The sequence below is a fragment of the Actinoplanes sp. CA-131856 genome, from assembly GCF_050956135.1.
Taxonomy (GTDB): Bacteria; Actinomycetota; Actinomycetes; order Mycobacteriales; family Micromonosporaceae; genus Actinoplanes.
In genome coordinates this window covers 4,722,472-4,737,500 of record NZ_CP191849.1, presented here as the reverse complement: position 1 = coordinate 4,737,500, position 15,029 = coordinate 4,722,472, and the positions used below count along the sequence as shown (strand labels likewise).

At 70.1% G+C, this 15,029-nt stretch carries 16 protein-coding genes; 9 read left to right on the top strand and 7 right to left on the bottom strand.

The annotated features are described in order from the left end of the window. Nucleotides 1-44 precede the first annotated feature (44 nt). Nucleotides 45-932 (bottom strand): hydroxymethylglutaryl-CoA lyase, encoded by an 888-nt coding sequence (locus ACQP2X_RS21875; protein WP_498699761.1) that lies wholly within the window; start codon nt 930-932, stop codon nt 45-47. A gap of 76 nt (nt 933-1,008) precedes the next feature. Here ACQP2X_RS21875 and ACQP2X_RS21870 point away from each other — a divergent pair, with 76 nt between their 5' ends. Continuing rightward, the gene (locus ACQP2X_RS21870) at nt 1,009-1,659 is read left to right on the top strand and encodes an isochorismatase family protein (RefSeq protein ID WP_498699760.1); all 651 of its coding nucleotides are present in this window, start codon (nt 1,009-1,011) and stop codon (nt 1,657-1,659) included. A 39-nt stretch (nt 1,660-1,698) separates the two neighbouring features. On the opposite strand, the gene ACQP2X_RS21865 is transcribed toward ACQP2X_RS21870, so the two are convergent. Next, on the bottom strand, nt 1,699-2,655 hold the full coding sequence (locus ACQP2X_RS21865; protein ID WP_498699758.1) for an alpha/beta hydrolase: 957 nt from the start codon (nt 2,653-2,655) through the stop codon (nt 1,699-1,701). Nucleotides 2,656-2,737: 82 nt separating this feature from the next. On the opposite strand from ACQP2X_RS21865, the gene ACQP2X_RS21860 reads away from it, so the two are divergent. The 5 genes from ACQP2X_RS21860 (at nt 2,738) to ACQP2X_RS21840 (ending at nt 7,631) form a co-directional block, all read left to right on the top strand. Continuing rightward, nucleotides 2,738-3,610, top strand: coding sequence for a class I SAM-dependent methyltransferase (locus ACQP2X_RS21860; protein ID WP_498699756.1), 873 nt, complete (start codon nt 2,738-2,740; stop codon nt 3,608-3,610). 116 nt (nt 3,611-3,726) lie between these two features. Next, nucleotides 3,727-4,599 (top strand): hypothetical protein, encoded by an 873-nt coding sequence (locus tag ACQP2X_RS21855; RefSeq protein ID WP_498699755.1) that lies wholly within the window; start codon nt 3,727-3,729, stop codon nt 4,597-4,599. Further along, on the top strand, nt 4,596-5,780 hold the full coding sequence (locus ACQP2X_RS21850) for a serine hydrolase domain-containing protein (RefSeq protein ID WP_498699754.1): 1,185 nt from the start codon (nt 4,596-4,598) through the stop codon (nt 5,778-5,780). The genes ACQP2X_RS21855 and ACQP2X_RS21850 overlap by 4 nt, the downstream gene beginning before the upstream one ends. Before the next feature lie 87 nt (nt 5,781-5,867). Beyond that, complete coding sequence (locus tag ACQP2X_RS21845) at nt 5,868-6,971, top strand: alpha/beta fold hydrolase (RefSeq protein WP_498699753.1); 1,104 nt, start codon at nt 5,868-5,870, stop codon at nt 6,969-6,971. A 126-nt stretch (nt 6,972-7,097) separates the two neighbouring features. Further along, nucleotides 7,098-7,631, top strand: coding sequence for a hypothetical protein (locus tag ACQP2X_RS21840; RefSeq protein WP_498699752.1), 534 nt, complete (start codon nt 7,098-7,100; stop codon nt 7,629-7,631). A gap of 28 nt (nt 7,632-7,659) precedes the next feature. Here the strand turns inward: ACQP2X_RS21840 and ACQP2X_RS21835 are convergent, their stop codons facing one another. The 3 genes from ACQP2X_RS21835 to ACQP2X_RS21825 form a co-directional block, all read right to left on the bottom strand. Further along, nucleotides 7,660-8,082 (bottom strand): DUF1801 domain-containing protein, encoded by a 423-nt coding sequence (locus tag ACQP2X_RS21835; protein ID WP_498699743.1) that lies wholly within the window; start codon nt 8,080-8,082, stop codon nt 7,660-7,662. A gap of 65 nt (nt 8,083-8,147) precedes the next feature. Continuing rightward, nucleotides 8,148-9,764 (bottom strand): methyl-accepting chemotaxis protein, encoded by a 1,617-nt coding sequence (locus tag ACQP2X_RS21830; protein ID WP_498699751.1) that lies wholly within the window; start codon nt 9,762-9,764, stop codon nt 8,148-8,150. Between the two features lie 24 nt (nt 9,765-9,788). Further along, on the bottom strand, nt 9,789-10,853 hold the full coding sequence (locus tag ACQP2X_RS21825; RefSeq protein WP_498699749.1) for an erythromycin esterase family protein: 1,065 nt from the start codon (nt 10,851-10,853) through the stop codon (nt 9,789-9,791). Nucleotides 10,854-10,909: 56 nt separating this feature from the next. Between ACQP2X_RS21825 and ACQP2X_RS21820 the strand changes: the two genes are divergently transcribed. From ACQP2X_RS21820 to ACQP2X_RS21810, 3 genes are all read left to right on the top strand, one after another. Then, nucleotides 10,910-12,136, top strand: coding sequence for an endonuclease/exonuclease/phosphatase family protein (locus tag ACQP2X_RS21820; RefSeq protein ID WP_498699748.1), 1,227 nt, complete (start codon nt 10,910-10,912; stop codon nt 12,134-12,136). A gap of 52 nt (nt 12,137-12,188) precedes the next feature. Next, on the top strand, nt 12,189-12,887 hold the full coding sequence (locus tag ACQP2X_RS21815) for a class I SAM-dependent methyltransferase (protein WP_498699746.1): 699 nt from the start codon (nt 12,189-12,191) through the stop codon (nt 12,885-12,887). Nucleotides 12,888-12,995: 108 nt separating this feature from the next. After that, the gene (locus ACQP2X_RS21810; protein ID WP_498699743.1) at nt 12,996-13,418 is read left to right on the top strand and encodes a DUF1801 domain-containing protein; all 423 of its coding nucleotides are present in this window, start codon (nt 12,996-12,998) and stop codon (nt 13,416-13,418) included. 28 nt (nt 13,419-13,446) lie between these two features. On the opposite strand, the gene ACQP2X_RS21805 is transcribed toward ACQP2X_RS21810, so the two are convergent. Then, nucleotides 13,447-13,998 (bottom strand): hypothetical protein, encoded by a 552-nt coding sequence (locus tag ACQP2X_RS21805; protein WP_498699741.1) that lies wholly within the window; start codon nt 13,996-13,998, stop codon nt 13,447-13,449. Between the two features lie 73 nt (nt 13,999-14,071). After that, entirely contained in the window at nt 14,072-15,019 is a 948-nt protein-coding gene (locus ACQP2X_RS21800) for a hypothetical protein (RefSeq protein WP_498699740.1), read from the bottom strand. Between the last annotated feature and the right edge of the window lie 10 nt (nt 15,020-15,029).

Sequence of the window (15,029 nt, the reverse complement as noted above, 5' to 3'; positions counted from 1 at the left end):
ACGGCGACCCGTACATCCGATCGGCTTGACCATCCGGCCGCGTCTCAGGAGGGGAAGGTCCCGGCCCGGCCAAGTTGCGCAGGGGTCATCGCCAGGCCCAGCTCCGCACCGATCCACGTGCCGACGGCGGCCGCGGCGGTCACGTCGACGCCGGTCGGGTCGCCGCTCCGGTTGAGCAGATAGGCGAGGTCCTCGGTGGCGATGTTCCCGGTGGCGGCCGGCGCGAAGGGGCAGCCGCCGATGCCGCCCAGGCTGGCATCGAGCGCGCGGAAGCCGGCCGCGGCGGCGGCGATCGCGTTGGCGTAGCCGGTGTTGCGGGTGTTGTGGAAGTGGGCGCGGAGCGGGGCTCCGGAAACCTCCCGGACGGCCGCGGCCAGAGCGGTCACCTGAGCGGGGACGCCGACACCGATCGTGTCGGCCAGGCAGAGCTCGTCGATGTCATCCCCGGCGGCGGCGACCACGTCCCGGACGCGATCAGGCGTGACCTCCCCCGAGAAGGGGCACCCGAAGGCGGCGGCGACCGTGAGGGTGACGCCGAAGCCCTCGGCGCGGGCCCGGGCGGCGACGGCGCGGAAGCCGGCCAGCGACTCCATGGTGGGCACGCCCTGGTTGCGCTTCGAGAACTCGTCGGTCGCCACGACGACGTAGTTGATCTCATGGGGGCGGTTGGTCAGGGCCAGAGCGCGGTCGAGGCCCCGGGCGTTGAGCACGAGGGCGCTGTAGCGGACGCCGTCCGAGCGCGGCACCGACTCCAGGACGGCCTCGGCGTCGGCCATCTGCGGGACGCGGTCGGGACGGGCGAAGGCGGCCACCTCGATGCGGCGCAGCCCGGTGGCGATCGCCCGGCGTACGAAATCGGTCTTGGTCTCCGTGGGAAGCACGCGCTTCTCGTTCTGCAGGCCGTCGCGCGGGCCCACTTCGACGATCTCCATCTTCGATCCCCTGTTCCGTCTAGCGAAACGCTGTTTCGCGAGTATAGGGTGGCGCCCGGAAGGGATAGCCTGAGGAATGCCGGATCTCGATCGAGACTATGCCGCCGCCGGCTTCGCCCGGCGCCTCGGCTGGGGCGCGCGCCCGGCCGTACTGCTGGTGGATCCCGCGCTCGCCTATACCGACGCCGGATCGCCGCTGCATCTGACGACAGGCCAGGACGCGGCCGGGGCGATGCTGACCCTGGCCTCGGCGGCGCGTGCGACCGGCCTGCCGGTGATCTGGACGCGCGTCCACTTCACCGACAAGTCCTGCGCCGAGGCGCCGCTGTTCGCGGCCAAGGTGCCGGCCCTGTCGGTCTTCGCCGAAGGAAGCCCGCTCGCCTCGTTCGCGCCGCCGCTCTCCCCCGCGCCCGGCGAGCTCGTCGTGGTCAAGCATTACGCCAGCGCCTTCGCGGGCACGTCGCTGGCGGCCTGGCTCGCCTCGCACGGCGTGGACACGCTGGTGATCGGCGGGTTCTCGACCAGCGGATGCGTACGGGCGTCGGCGCTCGACGCTCTGCAGAACGGCTTCCGGCCGATGGTGGTGCGGGAGGCCTGCGCCGACCGGGATCCCGGCCCGCACGAGTCCAACCTGTTCGACCTCGACGCCAAGTATGCGGACGTGATCCCCCTCGACGAAGCGGTCAGGGAGCTGAACGAACGCGGTCAGGTGCCGGCCAGGAAGTAGCCGGCGCTCGGCCGGGAGACCCAGCCGAGCGCCAGTGGGTCAGGTGCCGCTCAGGGTCTGGATGACGCCGGTGGTCAGCAGGTTCTGGTAGTACGCGCCGCCTGGGTAGTAGGTGGGGCTGGTGGATCCGGACACGGCATCGGTGGCCCACGCCACGGCGAGGGTTTGCAGCGTGGCCACGTTGACCGGTTGGGACGTGCCGTTCAGGACCGTGCACAAACCGTCGGTGCTGGCGCCCTCGGCGTCGCAGTGGCTGCCGCTGGTCAGGCGCACGCCCAGGAACGGGCGGTCCAGGCCGTCGGTCAGGGCGACCGTGCCGCTCGCGTTGCTGTTCGCCAGGTACGGGGGCGACGAGATGGCGTAGATCGGCAACGACGTCGAGGCCAGGCCGCTGACGGCCGACGGGAGGTTGTTGCCGAGGGGCGATTTCACCGGGTCGAGGAGCTGGAGGGACTTGAGCTTGGCGAAGGCGCTCGCATGCGTCGTGCGGAGCCGGTTGGCCACGTAGGCCGCCGCCTCGCCGCCCGCCGAATGGCCGGCGATCACGTACGTCGCCGGCAGCGTGGTGCCGGCGCGGCCGGCCGCCGCGGCCGCCGTGGCGTAACTGCGGGCGAGGTTGCCGTTCGGGTTGGTGGCGTCGCCGAGCCAGGTGGCGACGTTGTTGAGGAACGGCGTGTTGTTGCCGATGTTGTTGACCGTGCAGCCGTAGATGTCGGCCGACGGCAGGGTGGGTGCGAAGACCAGGAAGCCCGCGGCGGCGTACCTGGTCGCCAGGTCCTGGACGTTGCCGTTGGAACGGCTGAAACCGTGCTGCAGATAGACGAGCGCCTTGGGGGTGCCGGACGGGAAGTACCAGTCGGCCGCGGGCCGGTACGTGAAGATCCAGCAGGGGACGTCGACAGTGGTGCTGACCTGGGTGTACGTGGGGGCGGCTTGGGCCGGGGTGGCCGCGAGCAGGGTGCCGGTGAGGGCCAGCGCAGCGAGGAAGCGTTTCACGGAACCTCCAGTTGTCACGCTCTACGAAACGGCGTTTCCATTAGCGGGTCTCGATGCGACGACTGTCAAGTACGGTGAGCCGATGGGCACCGACAAGTGGGCGAGCTGGCTGCTGACCAGGCGTGACGGAGGTTCGGCCACGCTGCGTGACCGGCATGCGCCCGACCTGGAGGCCCTGAGGGACGGGGTGCTCGACCGGGCCGGGCTGGAACCGGGCGATGCGGTGCTCGACGTGGGGTGCGGGACGGGGCTGATCGCCTTCGGCGCCCTGGAGCGTCTCGGGCCGGACGGGCGGGTGATCTTCAGTGATATTTCGCAGGATCTGCTGGACGAATGTCGCCGCCGGGCCGGCGACGACGTCCGGTGCCGCTTCGTGCGGGCCGATGCGTCCGATTTGTCGGCGATAGACGACGGCTCGGTCGACGTGGTCACCACCAGATCGGTGCTCATCTACAGCACGCGGAGGGCCGAGGCCTTCGCCGAGTTCTTCCGGGTGCTGCGGCCGGGCGGGCGGTTGTCGATCTTCGAGCCCATCAACAGGTTCTCGTCCGGCTACCGGCCCGGGCAGCTGTACGGCACACCCCGCGCCGCCGAGGTCGACGACCTGCTGGCCAAGGTGGTCGAGCGATTCCGCACCACGTCGGACGACGACGTGCTGATCGGTTTCGACGAGCGCGATCTGCTGGATTGGGCCCACAGCACGGGATTCGGCGCGATCGAGCTCGATTACCGGGCCCAGATCGACGCGCCGGGAGAACCGTTCGCGGATTGGGAGGGTCTCAAAAGGACCGCGCCCAATCCGCTCGCGCCGACGTACGGCGAGGCGATCGAGGCCGCGCTCACGCCGGCCGAACGGGAGCGGCTCGACGCTGTGATGACGCGCCTGGAGGGCACTCCGGTGCGGCGGACTCTCGCCGTGGCGTACCTCCGGGCAGAGAAAGAACTCAATGCGTGATGGCTCGATTACTGATTGCCACGATTTCACCATTCGAAATCGGCTGAAGGACTAGCCTCCGAGTACTACGCACGCGCGTACTTGAAGGAACGCGAATCCACGACAGAATCACTCCTATGACGTACGGAAAGAAGGATCTTCCCTACCCATACTGTCTGGATTTTTCGGGAATCGTCACCCGGGTCAAGGGCGTACGCGAGTCCACCCGGGCCGCACTGGTGAACTCGCTCAAGGTCGCGTCCTACCTCAAGGCGGGATCGAACCTGGTCGAGCGCAATCTCGGCGCCGGCGAGCGGGTCACGCCCAACGGGGACGGCCGTAAGCAGTACTGGTCGGGACTGAGCTTTCTGACCGAGCGCGCGCTGTCGCGTGAGGTGGCCGAGCTCGATCCGCCGTTCCTGCGGCAGAAAGGCGCGGGGCCCTACCGCTCGACCTGGGCCAGCCACGACGACTACCTCAACGACCTGCTCACCTTCCTGCTGCATGCGGCCAGCTACGACCCGCAGTACGGGGCCGAGATGGAGACGCGCGGCGACTGGCTGGTCGAGGAGGACAGCTTCGTCGACGCGGTCTTCCGCTCGGCGTACCAGGAGCTCATGACGATCTGCCGGATGCCGCTGTTCCGCCTGCAACTGATCATGGTGGCCACGGCCGACCGCAACGACGGCATCCACACGGCCATCGCCAACAACTACCGCGGCGCCCTCGAGCCGTGGATGAAGATCTACGACACCACGATCTCCTCGCGCGGTCTCCAACTGCGCAAGGGCATCACGATCGAGCAGTTCACCAACATCATCGCCGCCGTCCTCGAAGGGTTCGCTGTCCGCCACATGGGTGATCCCGGAGCGGGGGTCGTGGAGGACAACCTGTTGGGTATGGCGATTCTCGGCATCATGAGCAGCTACCTCGAACCGGCCGATGAACCATCCGGGCTCACCCTCCGTGAACTGTTCGAGGGCGGACCTGACGACGGGGAGCCGAGATGACCAGCACCACCGAGCCGGCCGCGGCCGCGCGCGAACCCTCCTGGTGGGACCGCCAGGGCGATCTGATCATGCGCAGGCCGTTCAACGAGTGGACGTTCACGCACATGAACTGGCTGATGCCGACCGAACGGGTGGCCCGCGGCCCGTTCCGCTCGCCGCTGCCATTCGATCCACACCCGCTCGACCTGACCTATCGGTTCGAAGACGAGGACTACAGCCTCGCCGACCTGCACCGCCGCACCTTCACCACCGCCTTCGTCGTGCTGCACCACGGCGCGATCGTGCACGAGACCTATCCGGGCGCCTTCGCCGGGCCCCGCACCCGCATGCAATTGTTCTCGATCTCGAAATCGGTGACCTCGCTGCTGATCGGAATAGCGCTGAACGACGGCGTCATCGGCAGCGTGAAAGACCGGGTCACCGACTACCGGCCCGATTTCGCCGGTACGGCGTACGAGGAGAACACCATCGCCGACCTGCTCGACATGAGCAGTGGCGTCGGCGACCTGGAAACCTGGGAAGTGGCCGACAGCGGCATCAAGAGATTCGAACAGGCCGTCATGGGCGGCGGCGACGTCGCGACGGTGGTCCGCTCGGCCGAACGGCGCGCTCCGGCCGGTGAGAGTTTCAATTACTCGACGTTCGACGCGCAGATTCTCGGCTGGGTGCTCGAGGCGGCCACGGGCAAGAGCATCGCGGCGTACGCCGAGGAGCGTCTCTGGCGTCACCTGGGCGCCGACCGCGACGCGTACTACTGGCTGACCCGGGCCCGGCCGCGCACCGCGATCGGCGCCGGCTCGTTCAACGCCACCGCCCGCGACCTGGCCCGCCTCGGCCAGCTGATGGTCGACGACGGCCTCGCCAACGGCCGCCAGGTCGTGCCCCGCGACTGGGTGCGGCGCAGCCGAGGCTCGGAGGAACCGCAGCTCGCCGTGGGTGCGCTCGGCCCTTCCGGCTACGACCACTACGGATACGCCAACCAGTGGTGGACGCTGGGCACCGAGTGTTTCCAGGCCTTCACGGCCCTCGGTGTCCACGGGCAGTACCTCTACGTCGACCCCACCGCCGACGTGGTCATCGTGAAGTGCAGCGCCTGGCCGACGCAGGACGACGAGAGCCGCGACCGCGAGACCGTCGCCGCTCTGCGCCGCGTCGCCGACCATTTCGCGATTACGCGCTAGCAATTCCCTTTTCAAGCTTCCGGGCCGCGCCCCTTGCGGCCCGGATCCTGTCTGGCCATCTTTTACCGGTATCGAAAGGAAACGACGATGTCTCCTGCCCTGAGACGGCTGGCCATTGCGGCCACCCTCATCCTCAGTGTGTCCCTTTTCGCCGCGCCCGCTCAAGGCGCCGTGGCATTGGCCGGAACCGTTCTCACCAACGTGACGGCGACCCTTCCGGCGGAGCTTTCCCCGTTGGCCACCGGAAAGCGGATCTCCTATGTGACGACCAATGTCAACGGCGGCGTCATCACCGCGACCGGTCTCGTCCTCACCCCGAAGACCGGAAAGAACAACAAGACGGTGGCCTGGGGTCACGGCACCACCGGCCTGGCCGACCAGTGCTCCCCCTCGGCCAGCCAGGCGGTGTTCTGGCCCGAGGCCCGGGCCGCGATCGCCGAGCTGCTCCGGCGCGGCTGGACGGTGACCGCGCCCGACTATCCCGGCCTCGGCACCCCCACCTCGCACCCGTACCTGATCGGCAACAGCGAGGCCCGCTCCATCATCGACAGCGTGAAGGCCGCGCGGCGCCTCGACACCGCGCTGAGCACGCAGTACGTCGTGGACGGGCACTCGCAGGGCGGACAGGGCGCCCTGTTCGTCAACCAGATCGCCCCCTCGTACGACAGCCCGCTCGTGCTGCGCGGCACCGCGGCCATCGCCCCCGTCTCCAACGCCGACCTGTTCGCACCGGTCATCCCCGGCACGGCCGGTCAGGGCTATCTGGTCATGGGCCTCTACGGCCTGCAGACGGTGGACGCGAGCGTCAACCCGAACACGCTTCTGGCGCCGCCCGCCCGCCAGAAGGTGTCGGTGCTCCAGTCCGGCTGCCTCTATCAGATCCTGGACGCCTTCGCCCCGCTGACCGCCGAGGAGCTGCTCGTCGGCGGCGCCCTGCCGGACGCGGTGGTCACCAAGCTGGCCCGCTACCTCAACCCGGGCCAGACCGCCACGAGCGCCCCCGTCCTGCTGGTGCAGGGCACGGCCGACGAGGCCGTCCCGTACATCTTCACGGCCGGCCCACTGATGACCCAGCTCGGCGCCTACAGCCAGCCCGTGACGTACACCGAGCTGGACGGAGCCACCCACGACGGCGCCGTCTTCCAGAGCACGACCCTGGTCGCCGACTGGATCGCCGCACGCTTCACCTGACCCCACCCGCCCACCCCACCATGGCGGCGCCCCGAGCGAATGTCCCCCGCTCGGGGCGTCACCGCCGTCCGTCGCTCTGATTGAGACGATCCGCAGACCATCACGAGGGGCCTGTCGCATCTGTGGGTGGCGTTCATCGAATATCCGAACGTGTTCCCGCCCACGGCACCGGCCGTCCGGTACGTGCTGGCGCTGCTCGATCTGCGGCCGGGCGGCGATACCGTGATCCGGAACCCGGACGGCCAACTCCGGCCGCTGCGCGCCCATCTGCTGAGCTGGCTGTCGGGCGTGGCACACGCGGTCGGCGACGTTCGCGTACGCGAGTTGGTCGAGCTCGCTGGATTCTCACCGTTGGAGGACCCGAACTCGGCGTGGCACACGACGCGGCAGCTTCGTCCCCGGATGTACGACACCGTCGCCCCGTTTCTCGACGACCCGCACCCCGCCGTCCGGCAGGAGGCGATCGCCGCGGCGTTGGCACTGACACAACTCCCGGAACTGGCCGTTCATCACCGCCGCATCGCTGCCACGGCGCAGGCGTTCCTGGCCGCCTGCACCGATCCGATAGGCAGGCGCTGGGCGGAAGAAGCATTCCGCGAGCTGAGGTCCACACGCGGCGAACAGATTGCTGACGTAGCCGGAACTGAGCCGTCGCACTGATCCAGCAGCCCGCGCGAACGAGCGTCGGCTATGTCGTGAGGGTGCGGCCGTGAAGGTGGCGGAAGGCGGCGGTGACCAGGTCGCGCAGAGCTTGCTCGTCGATGCCGGTCAGGCGCTTCAGATAGAGGCACGACTTTCCGGTGGTGTGCGGGCCGAGCCGGGCCAGGAGATCGTCGTACTCGGCGAAGCCGGCCGAGATGTAGACGGTGAGCGCCTGCTTGCGCGGTGACAGCCCGACCGCCGGCCAGTCACCCTCCTGGCCCGAGGCGTACCGGTAGTGGTACCGGCCGAAGCCGATGATCGACGTGCCCCACATCTGCGGCTGCTCGCCGGTCGCCTCGGTCATCAGGGCGCAGACCGACTCGGCGTCGGCCCGGCGTTTCGGGTCGGCGACCGAGGCCAGGAACGCGGCCACGCTCGCGTCGTTCGGAGTCGTCTTCGGCTCAGCCATGCCGCCAGCGTAGGTGCGGCCGCGCGCCGGGCCAACACGTACACGAAAGAGGCGCCACGCTGCCGTCACACCTTGAACTGGCCCACCAGGACGCGCAGGTCGTTGCTCAGGCCGGAGAGCTCCTGTGTCGCCGCCTTGATGTCGAGGACGCCGTCGCTCGTGCTGGTGGCGCCGGAGGAGATGGTGGCGATGGCCTCGGCGATGTCGGCCGAGCTGGCGGTGGACTGGGCTATGTCGCGGCTCATCTCGTCGGTGGCGGCGGTCTGCTGCTCGACGGCCGCTGCCACCGTGGCCTGGAAGTCGCCGAAGCGACCGGTGATCTCGACGATCTGGCCGACGGCGTCGGCCGCGGCGGCCGTGTCCTGCTGGATGCTCTGCACCATCGTCGTGATGTTCTCGGTCGCGCTTTCCGTCTCCTGGGCCAGGTCCTTCACCTCGCCCGCGACCACCGCGAAACCCTTGCCCGACTCGCCGGCCCGGGCCGCCTCGATGGTGGCGTTCAGGGCCAGCAGGTTGGTCTGCTGGGCGATCGCGGTGATGGCCCGGACCACGTCGCCGATCTGCCGGCTCGACTCGCCGAGCCGGCCGATCAGCTCGTGGGTGGCGCGGGCCGCCCGCACGCTCTGCTCGCACACGGCCGACGCCTCGGCGGCGTCGGCCGAGACCCGTCGCAGACTTCCGCTCATCTTCTGGGTTCCGGTCTCGACGGTACGGACTGTGCCCAGCACCTCGTCGGCCGCGAGCACCACCTCGCCCGACTGGCGTGACGTCTTCTTGGCGTCGACCAGGATCTGGATCGCCGACTTGGTCAGCGTCTCGCTGGCGTGGGCGACGGTCGCGGCCGACGCGCCGATCTCCCGTACGGTGGTGGCGATCTTCCCGACGAAGGTGTTGAACGACTGGCTGACTCGGGTGAACTCGTCGTGCCCGGTCGTCTCGAGGCGCCTCGTGAGGTCGCCCTCGCCCTCGGCGATGTCGGCCAGCCGGTCGCCCAGCGCGGTCAACGGTCTGATGATCGAGAAGGCGAGCGCCACGGCCAGCGCCACCGACAGGACCAGCACGGCGGCACCGACCAGGGTCGCCACCCGTCGCGTCGTGGTCGCGGTCTGGCGGGCCCGGTCGAGGGCGGCCGCCTCGGCCGCGCGGGCGCTGGCCAGCAGGCTGTCCGAGCCGCTGCGGATCACCGCGTAGATCTCCAGGCCCTGACCGACCACGAGGTCGTTGGCCAGCTCGGTCCGCGCCGGGGTGCCGGCCCGATAGGCGGCGATGATCCGGTCGTCCATGGCCTCGAACTGGGCCAGCCCGTTGCGGATGGTCGCCACGTCGGCCTGCTCGGCCGGGGTCCGCGCCAGCGCGGCCAGCGTGTCGAGCTCCTCGTGGAAGCTCGCCATGGCGGCCAGATAGGCGGAGCGGGTCGTGGCGTCGTCATCGGTGGCGTTCTTCGCGCCGCGCACGATGTCGAAGGCGTACCCGGCCTGCCATCCGCTGACGTCGGTGACCCGGAACTTGAGCTGCTGGGCCGCGTCGAGCTGGGCCTGCGTGCGGGCCAGTTCGGTGGCGGTGACCCGGGTGCCGTGGGCCGACCACAGGGCGGCCGCGCCGACCGCCACCACGCAGAGCGAGAGCAGCAGGAAGCCGATGACCAGCCGGGTCGTCACACGCACCCGCCGTAGGACGATCACGGTGCATTTTATCCCTTTTGCCAGTCAGCGACCGCCGTTCCAGACTCCTTCCGGGGTCGGGCTGATCTCGGGCACGTTCACGATCAGGTCGTACGCCTCGGCGACCGGCCCTTCGAGCCAGGTGTCGAGCAACCGGATGCGGTCGGGGCCGCGCCGGCCGCGCAGCGGGCGCAGGTCGGCCACGACGGCGCGCGGGCCCAGGAAGTCCTCGACGCTGCCGGGCACGGGCGGCGGCAGCGGCACGGTCACCGTCTCGGCCCCGGCGGGCGCGTCCGGCGCGGGCCGCCGGGTCGGTGTGACGCCGCCGTACGCGGTCAGGCCGACGGCCAGGTAGTCGTCGCCGTACGCGTCGGCCAGATGGTGGCCCAGCACGTCGAAGCCCGGGAAGACGCGCTGGATGTGCGTGTTGGCGGCCGCCACCACGATTTTGCGGTGGCCCTGACCGCGTACCCAATCGACCGTCTCGGCCATCGCGGCGTCGCGCACGTTGAGGGAAGGGCCGGCGGACCGCAGCATCTGGTCGAGCAGCACCAGCAGGCGCAGCTCGTGCCGGGCCTCGGCCGCGCCGCGGTGCCGGACGGCGAAGCGGGCGCTCAGCTCGGCCAGGCCCAGCGTCAGCGCGTCGCGGTCCTCCGGCGCCATCGCCCGATAGGCGGCCAGCGCGGGAATCGTGTACGCGCTCGCGAATTTGTCCGCGTGGCGGCGTACATCGTCAATGTCTTCGAAGTTGGCCAAATGGTCGAGGGCGGGACTCATCGAGGCGAGGTCGCCGGGCAGGTCGAGGCCGTAGAAGGCGACGCCGCGCCGGCGGGCCCAGCCGATCAGGTGCCGCATCTCGGGGTTGCGGCCGAAGCGATAGGTCATCGCGCCCTCGGGGAACGCGCCGGAGCCGTCCCACGCGGTCAGCGCCAGCCCTTCGCTGAAGCCCGACTCCATGACCAGGGCCGTGAAGCCCTTCTCCTCCACCAGGAACTGCAGCAGCTGGTGGCGGACGAGGTCGTACTCGCGGACGTGATGGGCGGACTCGCCGAGCGCGACGACCCGGGCGCCGCCGACCAGATCGCCGAGCCCCGAAAGAGAAATGTTCACCGCCCGAACCTTAGTGTTGGTTGATTGATCAAGGTCGCTCCGGATAGGACGGGAGCATGAGACGTCTTCTGGTCACCGCCGTGCTCGCCACGGTAGCCCTCGGCGCCGCGTCCGCGCCGGCCGAGGCCCATAGGAACCGCGATCTGCGCGTCGCGACGTACAACCTGTCGCTCAACCGCCCGTCGCAGGGGCTGCTGCGCGAGCACCTGGCCAACCCGGACGTCGACGACGTGTACCGCCGTCAGGCGAAGAACGTCGCCGAGGTCATCCAGCGGGCCCACCCGGACGTGGTGCTGCTCAACGAGTTCGACTACGACCCGGCCGCGGCCGATCTGTTCGCCCGGAACTTCCTCGCGGTCTCGCAGAACGGGGCGCCGGCCCAGCGCTACCCGTACCGGTTCGTGGCGCCCTCCAACACCGGCATCTCGTCAGGCTTCGACCTGAACAACAACGGCGTCATCGACACGACGCCGGGCGATCAGGCCTACGGCGACGACTCGTACGGCTTCGGGCTGTTCCCGGGCCAGTACGGCATGGTCGTCTACTCGAAGTACCCGATCGACCGTTCGGCCGTGCGGACCTTCCAGCAGTTCAAGTGGAAGGACATGCCGGGCAACCTGCTGCCCACCGATTACTACTCGGCCGAGGAGCAGGCGGCGCTGCGGCTGTCGTCGAAGAGCCATTGGGACGTGCCGGTCCGCGTGCACGGGAAGACCTTGCACTTCCTGGTCTCGCACCCGACGCCGCCCACCTTCGACGGCCCCGAGGACCGTAACGGCCGCCGCAACCACGACGAGATCCGCTTCTGGGCCGACTACGTCAACGGGGCCCGCTACATCTACGACGACAAGGGCCATCGGGGTGGCCTGAAGCGCGGCCAGGACTTCGTCATCGCCGGCGACCAGAACGCCGACCCGCTCGACGGCGACTCGTACGAGGGCGCCATCAACCAGCTGCTGACCCACCCGCTCATCAACAGCCGCACCCGCCCGTCGAGCGCCGGCGCGGCCGAGGCGGCGGTCCTGCAGGGCGGCGCGAACGCCACGCACAAGGGCGACCCGCGGTACGACACGGCCGACTTCGCCGACACCGCCCCGGGCAACCTGCGCGCCGACTACGTGCTGCCCCGCAAGGGCCTGAAGGTGACCGGCGCCGGCGTCTTCTGGCCGAAGCAGTCCGACCCGCTGTCCCGGCTGAGCGGCGTCTACGACCCGATCTGGGCCCCGGTCAACGGCTTCCCCACCTCGGACCACCGCCTGGTCTGGCTCGACCTGCACAAGTGACGCGGTGGGCCCGCCGCGCCCGCACGGGCGCGGTGGGCCTACGGTCGAGCGCATGGTGAACGCTCGATATGACGCGGTGGCCGAGTTCTACGACGCCGGATTCTCCGACCCGGACGACCCGGTGCTGCGGGCGCTGCTGGAACTGGCCGGGCCGGTCGGCGGGCTCTCCGTCCTCGATCTGGCCTGCGGCCACGGGCGGGTGTCCCGCGTGCTGACCGGCCTCGGTGCGGAGGTCACCGGCGTCGACCTGTCGGCGGCGCTGCTGGCCAAGGCCCGCGCGGCCGGGCCGCCGTCGATCCGTTACGTGCACGCGGACGCGGCCGATCTGAGCGAGCTGCCGGACGCGTCGTTCGACGCGGCGGTCGGCAACTTCGGGCTCTCCGACATCGACGACCTGAGCGGGGCACTGGCCGAGGCCGGCCGGCTCCTGCGCCCCGGCGGCTCGTTCACCTTCTCGATCCTGCACCCCTGCTTCGCGGGCACGCCGGCCGTCGCGGGTTCATGGCCGCCCGGCGGCGACTACACCGGCGAGGGCTTCTGGATCACCAGCGACGAGCGGGCGACCCTGCGGCGGCAGGTCGGAGCCAACCACAGGACGCTTTCCACGTACGTCAACGAGCTGTCCCGCAACGGCCTGCACATCACGGCGATGAACGAGCCACCGGCGCCCACGAGCTGGAAGGCCGACCCGGTCCGGCGCGAGGCCGCCCGCCTGCCGGTCTTCCTGGTGGCGCGGTGCGTCAGGCACTAACCGTTCTGCGGGCGCCACCCCGCCTCACCAGCTCGACCTGCACAAGTGACGCCAGCCGCCCGCCGTGTCCGTATGGGCGCGGCGGGCGGCCGCGTCTAGGGTGGAAAGATGGCCGAGCCGAAGACGACTCCGAACGACGCGAGCGTGGCCGCGTTCCTGGCCTCGGTCGCCGACCCGAAACGCCGGGCCGACGCCGAGTCGGTCTGCGCCCTGATGACCGAGGCGACCGGCGAGCAGCCGCAGATGTGGGGCACGTCGATCATCGGCTTCGGCCGGTACCACTACCGGTACGCCTCGGGCCAGGAGGGTGACTGGCCGGCGGTCGGGCTGTCACCGCGCAAGCAGGCGCTCACCGTCTACATCTCGGCCGGCTTCGCCGAGTACGACGATCTCCTGGCCCGGCTCGGCCCGCACACCACCGGAAAGTCGTGCCTCTATCTGAAGCGCCTGACCGGCATCGACGAGCAAGCTCTGCGCGACCTGGTCACCGCCGCCTTCCGCCACCTTCACGGCCGCACCCTCACGACATAGCCGACGCTCGTTCGCGCGGGCTGCTGGATCAGTGCGACGGCTCGGTTCCGGCTACGTCAGCGAGTAGCGCCGCCGCGGCAATCGCCTCCTTCCGGACGGCAGGATGCGGGTCGTCGAGAAACGCGGCCACGGTGCAGTACATGCGGGGACGAAGCTTGCGGACCTCGTGCCAGGCCGGATACGGGTACTCCAACGGCGAGAATCCAGCGAGCTCGACGAACTCGCGTACGCGAACGTCGCCGACCGCGTCTGCCGCACCCGCCAACCAGCTCAGCAGATGGGCACGTAGCGGCCGGAATTGCCCGTCCGGGTTCCGGATCGCAGTGTCGCCGCCCGGCCGCAGATCCAGCAGCGCCAGCACGTAGTGGACGGCCGCCGCCGTAGGCGGGAACACGTTCGGATACTCGATGAACGCCACCCACAGATGTGACAGGCCCCTCGTGATGGTCTGAGGATCGTCAGCGGCCAAGTCTCGCAGCGCTACCTTGGTGTCGGCGCTCCACGGCCAATATTCGTCCGCCGGGCCGACCCAGTCGAACTCATCGAGCATGGCGCTCAAGTCGGTTTTCTCCCTGGCCACCGCCGCATGATGCCATGGGCCCTGCTGGAGCCCATGGCGGCCCATGCATCCTCGCGAGACGACCACTGCGAGCTCAGACGGAGCGTCGGCCCTCCTGGCGGGCCTGTTCCAGCAGCGCCTCGAGGTGGAGGCGTCGACGGCGGAAGTGCAGGCGTAGCAACAGCACCAGGGCCGCGGCGGCCACGAGCACGAGCAACTGGGGCCACGGGAGCGCCCACGTCGTCACCGTCACCGGGGCGCCCGTCGACAGGGTGACCGTCGTCGTCACCCGGCCCAGGGACCAGACGCCGTCGACGCGGGCCGAGGCCGACGTGCTGCCGCCGGGGAGCAGCTCGCCCAGGTCGGCCGACGCGATTCGGGTGCCGAGCAGGGACGAGACCTCGGTGCGGGCCTGCACCGGCAGCCGGATGTTCCCCGTGTTGGCGGCGGTGTAGGACAACGAGACCGCGCCGGGGCGGAACGGGTTCCACGAGCGCTCGTAACGGGCCTGGAGCTGGTCCGCGGTCGCCTCCGAGCGGATCTCGCCCGAGGCTCGCAGCAGGACGCGGAAGCCGACCCGGCTCTCCACCTGGACGGTGCCCTGCTTGCCGGCGATGGTGGCGGCGATGCCGGCCGGGTGGTCGCCCGGGGTCACCTTGGCCGGGACCGTGATGGTGAACGGGACGACCTTCGTCTCCTGCGGGCCGACCGTCACCGACTTCTGCACGCTGATCCACGTGCCGCCGTCGACCGACTTCCTGTCCGAGGGCAGCATGTTGAAGCGGCCCTTGTCGGTCAGGTAGCCGTCGGCCGCCTTCAGGGCGAAGACCGCTGTCGTGTCCCCGAAGTTGCGGACGGCCAGGTGCTCGGTGACGGTCTTGCCGGGGTCGAGGGTCTGCTCGATCCAGCGGCGCCCGTCCGGGCCGTTCTTCCCGGCGGGCTGGACGGTCCAGGTGACGGATCCGGATGCGGGCGCCGCCGTGGCCGGCACGGCCGGCAGCAGGAGGGCGGCGGCGATGACGGCAACGACGGCGCGGCGCATGGTGGGGTCC

Excerpts from the sequence above, each read along its gene's own strand:
- ACQP2X_RS21875 (WP_498699761.1), bottom strand. The coding sequence starts at position 932 with ATGGAGATCGTCGAAGTGGGCCCGCGCGACGGCCTGCAGAACGAGAAG.
- ACQP2X_RS21870 (WP_498699760.1), top strand. The coding sequence starts at position 1,009 with ATGCCGGATCTCGATCGAGACTATGCCGCCGCCGGCTTCGCCCGGCGC.
- ACQP2X_RS21860 (WP_498699756.1), top strand. The coding sequence starts at position 2,738 with ATGGGCACCGACAAGTGGGCGAGCTGGCTGCTGACCAGGCGTGACGGA.
- ACQP2X_RS21855 (WP_498699755.1), top strand. The coding sequence starts at position 3,727 with ATGACGTACGGAAAGAAGGATCTTCCCTACCCATACTGTCTGGATTTT.
- ACQP2X_RS21850 (WP_498699754.1), top strand. The coding sequence starts at position 4,596 with ATGACCAGCACCACCGAGCCGGCCGCGGCCGCGCGCGAACCCTCCTGG.
- ACQP2X_RS21845 (WP_498699753.1), top strand. The coding sequence starts at position 5,868 with ATGTCTCCTGCCCTGAGACGGCTGGCCATTGCGGCCACCCTCATCCTC.
- ACQP2X_RS21835 (WP_498699743.1), bottom strand. The coding sequence starts at position 8,082 with ATGGCTGAGCCGAAGACGACTCCGAACGACGCGAGCGTGGCCGCGTTC.
- ACQP2X_RS21820 (WP_498699748.1), top strand. The coding sequence starts at position 10,910 with ATGAGACGTCTTCTGGTCACCGCCGTGCTCGCCACGGTAGCCCTCGGC.
- ACQP2X_RS21815 (WP_498699746.1), top strand. The coding sequence starts at position 12,189 with ATGGTGAACGCTCGATATGACGCGGTGGCCGAGTTCTACGACGCCGGA.
- ACQP2X_RS21810 (WP_498699743.1), top strand. The coding sequence starts at position 12,996 with ATGGCCGAGCCGAAGACGACTCCGAACGACGCGAGCGTGGCCGCGTTC.
- ACQP2X_RS21800 (WP_498699740.1), bottom strand. The coding sequence starts at position 15,019 with ATGCGCCGCGCCGTCGTTGCCGTCATCGCCGCCGCCCTCCTGCTGCCG.